Annotated in this window: 4 protein-coding genes; 3 read left to right on the plus strand and 1 reads right to left on the minus strand. The window is 60.6% G+C overall.

Annotated features, from left to right (window positions below; genetic code table 11):
- Window positions 1-321 precede the first annotated feature (321 nt).
- Window positions 322-591, plus strand: a complete 270-nt coding sequence (locus CCR84_RS08330; RefSeq protein ID WP_201211299.1) for a DUF4351 domain-containing protein — start codon at window positions 322-324, stop codon at window positions 589-591.
- A 163-nt stretch (window positions 592-754) separates the two neighbouring features.
- Here CCR84_RS08330 and CCR84_RS16710 read toward each other — a convergent pair whose 3' ends face one another.
- The gene (locus CCR84_RS16710) at window positions 755-1,111 is read right to left on the minus strand and encodes a hypothetical protein (RefSeq protein WP_201211303.1); all 357 of its coding nucleotides are present in this window, start codon (window positions 1,109-1,111) and stop codon (window positions 755-757) included.
- Window positions 1,112-1,400: 289 nt separating this feature from the next.
- Here CCR84_RS16710 and CCR84_RS08340 point away from each other — a divergent pair, with 289 nt between their 5' ends.
- Both CCR84_RS08340 and CCR84_RS08345 read left to right on the plus strand, forming a co-directional pair.
- Entirely contained in the window at window positions 1,401-1,697 is a 297-nt protein-coding gene (locus tag CCR84_RS08340) for a type II toxin-antitoxin system MqsR family toxin (RefSeq protein WP_201211301.1), read from the plus strand.
- 2 nt (window positions 1,698-1,699) lie between these two features.
- The gene (locus CCR84_RS08345; protein WP_201211302.1) at window positions 1,700-2,101 is read left to right on the plus strand and encodes a type II toxin-antitoxin system MqsA family antitoxin; all 402 of its coding nucleotides are present in this window, start codon (window positions 1,700-1,702) and stop codon (window positions 2,099-2,101) included.
- The last annotated feature ends 719 nt before the right edge of the window (window positions 2,102-2,820 follow it).

Genomic DNA, 2,820 nt, shown 5'->3' on the forward strand with positions numbered 1-2,820 from the left:
CCCTTTAAGGTGATCAACATTGCGATCGCCCACAAACTACTTCGCCAAGCCTTCGCCGTCGCTACTCAAAAAACATCATTTTCGCCAGAATTCGCTTGACGACAAGCACAGTTCATTGCGAGGCGCGTAGCGCCGTGGCAATCCAGTTCGTTCTTCAACAATCTGGGAGGTCAGGCACCGAACTGTCGCATCGCCACCGGATGCAACAATTCGAGACCTGACCCCCGAGCGGTAGCATCGATCACTTTACGCGCAGTGCTGTTGCGGCAGAGCAAAAACTCGCTGGTGCTGCCGAAGGTACAAGACTTGAAGGAGCTGAAAATGACGCTAGCTGAACGCTTCGATCTGTGGGCGCTGCAGCACGAGCAGCGGGGAATCGAGAAAGGCATTGAGAAAGGCATCGAGAAAGGCATCGAGAAAGGCATTGAAAAGGGCGAAGCGCTCTTGCTGCAGCGCCAACTCGCCCGCCGCTTCGGCCAGTTACCTCCCGATCTCATCCAGAGGATCAGCCAGGCGTCAGCAGCGGAAATCGAGCTCTGGGGCGATCGGGTCCTCGACGCGGGGAGCCTCGACGAGGTTTGCTCCGGCTGAGCGGCGACGTTCAACGTAAGGGGGGCAGGTCTCGCATCGAGCCGGATGCAACAATTCGAGACCTGACCCCCCGGAAGTAGCATGACCCGCGTCCTTGCATCGCCAGCCGCGGTCATGCATGCTCCTTCGTCGGTCGAGTCAGCGCAGCGTAAGCCGCCGCGGATCATGAACGCGCCCATCCGCTGCCGTCATTGCGAGGCGCGTAGCGCCGTGGCAATCCAGTTCGTTCTTCAACAATCCGGGAGGTCAGGCCCCGAACTGTCGCATCGCCACCGGATGCAACAATTCGAGACCTGACCCCCTGGAAGTAGCATTCGCCACTCGATGCAACAATTTCAGACCTGACCCCCACGATGTAGCACGGCTGCGAGCGTCTGCCGCACCAATATTCCGCCCGTTCCGGGGTGTCGGATTCGGCATAGCACCTCAATTCGGGCGCGTTGCCGGAGGGGCGGAGGTGGATGATTTCGCCGTGGGGCGAGGTGAGGCGCAGGCCGTCGGTCTGGTTGCGGGTGGCGATTTCGCCGAACCCAGGTCGGGGTCCGGGCGCTGCGGCGGGCGGGGGCCGCTGACGCCACCCCCGAGCACCACGGCCACCGGCCGGGCGGGCAGGACAGCAAGATCGCGCGGGCCGGCCTGGTCATGCTAAGCATGCGTTCGAGGGCGTGAAGAACATCTGAAAGCCGTGTGCGGGAAAACCGCATCCACGATTTGATGGGGAGGGAGGGCAGGTGGGAACCTGTCCTCTACACTACCCGGAATTCGCTAACCAATTTGCCAAAATAAACCAACTAGGTTATAAATCGCCTATGGAGAAACGAACCCCGCATTGCAATCTGACCGTCGTCAAAGGCTTGGTAGCGGCTGGCAAGGTGCGCACCACGAACGCGGCGCGAGCCGGTGCAAACGAGTTGGGGCTTGCGTTCTCCGAGATGCTGGACGTGGTGATGGCGCTGGCACCAGCGGACTTCTACAAGAGCATGACCACCCATGCCGATCACACGGTATGGCAGGACGTGTACCGCCCAAGCACGCAGGCGGGCGACGTATACCTGAAGTTGACGGTCATCGATGACGTGCTGATCGTGTCCTTCAAGGAGCTATAAACATGAAATGCCCCGTTTGCGGCGCGGCTGAACTGATCCGCGACACCCGCGACCTGCCCTACACCTACAAGGGCGAAACCACCCTCATCTCGGCTGTGACTGGCGACTTCTGCCCGGCCTGCGCCGAGTCCATCCTGGATGCAGCGGAGTCGAACCGTGTCATGCGGGAAATGCGCGCATTCTCCAAGCAGGTGAATGCGGCCATCGTCGATCCGGGCTTCATCGCGAACGTGCGCAAGAAGCTCGACCTTGACCAGCGGGAAGCCGCCGAACTATTTGGCGGCGGTGTCAATGCGTTCTCGCGCTACGAGAATGGCAAGACCAAGCCGCCGCTGGCGTTGGTGAAGCTGTTCAAACTGCTGGACCGTCACCCCGACCTACTCAACGAGGTCAGAACCGCCTGATCTTCTCGAAACTCGCCGTTCTGCGCCTCGCGATCTAGCGCCCTCCCCACCGCCTAACGAACTCCTTCATCGCCCTCGCGCTGCCCGTTGAGGGCGCTGGCGTCGGGGAGGACTTGCCGAAGGTCGAGCGGCATGGGGATCACTTCGAAGTCGGTCGGAGTGCCCGCGCGACGCTTGGCCGCTCAGTTCGCCAATCCATGCAGCAATTTCCTCACTGGCCGACATGACGGGTCGCAAGCCCGGCAACCTGTCGCGCACGCTCAAGAGCATGTCGAACTACGGGTTTGTGGAGATGAAGCATCATGGGGGGCAGGTCTGAAATTGTTGCATCCTGACCCCCGATAACAGTATCTACGCCCTGGATCGCCACGCCCTGCGGGCTCGCGATGACGAATCTGCCTGGGGGCAATGCCGTCATTGCGAGGCGCGTGGCGCCGTGGCAATCCAGTTCGTTCTTCAACAATCTGGGAGGTCAGGCACCGAACTGTCGCATCGCCACCGGATGCAACAATTCGAGACCTGACCCCCGAGCGGTAGCATCGATCACTCGATTCCCTTCGCTAAAAATGCCATCCGGCAGTAAAATCGCCTGATGAAACAGCAAGATGACGCCTCCTACAAGCTGCTCTTCTCGGCGCCGGAGCTCGTCCGTGACCTGATCATGGGTTTCGTTCCGGACGAGTGGCTGCACAGCCTCGACTACGGAACGCTGGAGAAGG

Source organism: Rhodocyclus purpureus, assembly GCF_016653115.1.
GTDB classification, from domain to species: Bacteria; Pseudomonadota; Gammaproteobacteria; order Burkholderiales; family Rhodocyclaceae; genus Rhodocyclus; species Rhodocyclus purpureus.

Bases quoted from the DNA above. Each gene is read 5' to 3' on its own strand.
- CCR84_RS08345 (WP_201211302.1), top strand. From the start codon at position 1,700: ATGAAATGCCCCGTTTGCGGCGCGGCTGAACTGATCCGCGACACCCGC.
- CCR84_RS08340 (WP_201211301.1), top strand. From the start codon at position 1,401: ATGGAGAAACGAACCCCGCATTGCAATCTGACCGTCGTCAAAGGCTTG.
- CCR84_RS08330 (WP_201211299.1), top strand. From the start codon at position 322: ATGACGCTAGCTGAACGCTTCGATCTGTGGGCGCTGCAGCACGAGCAG.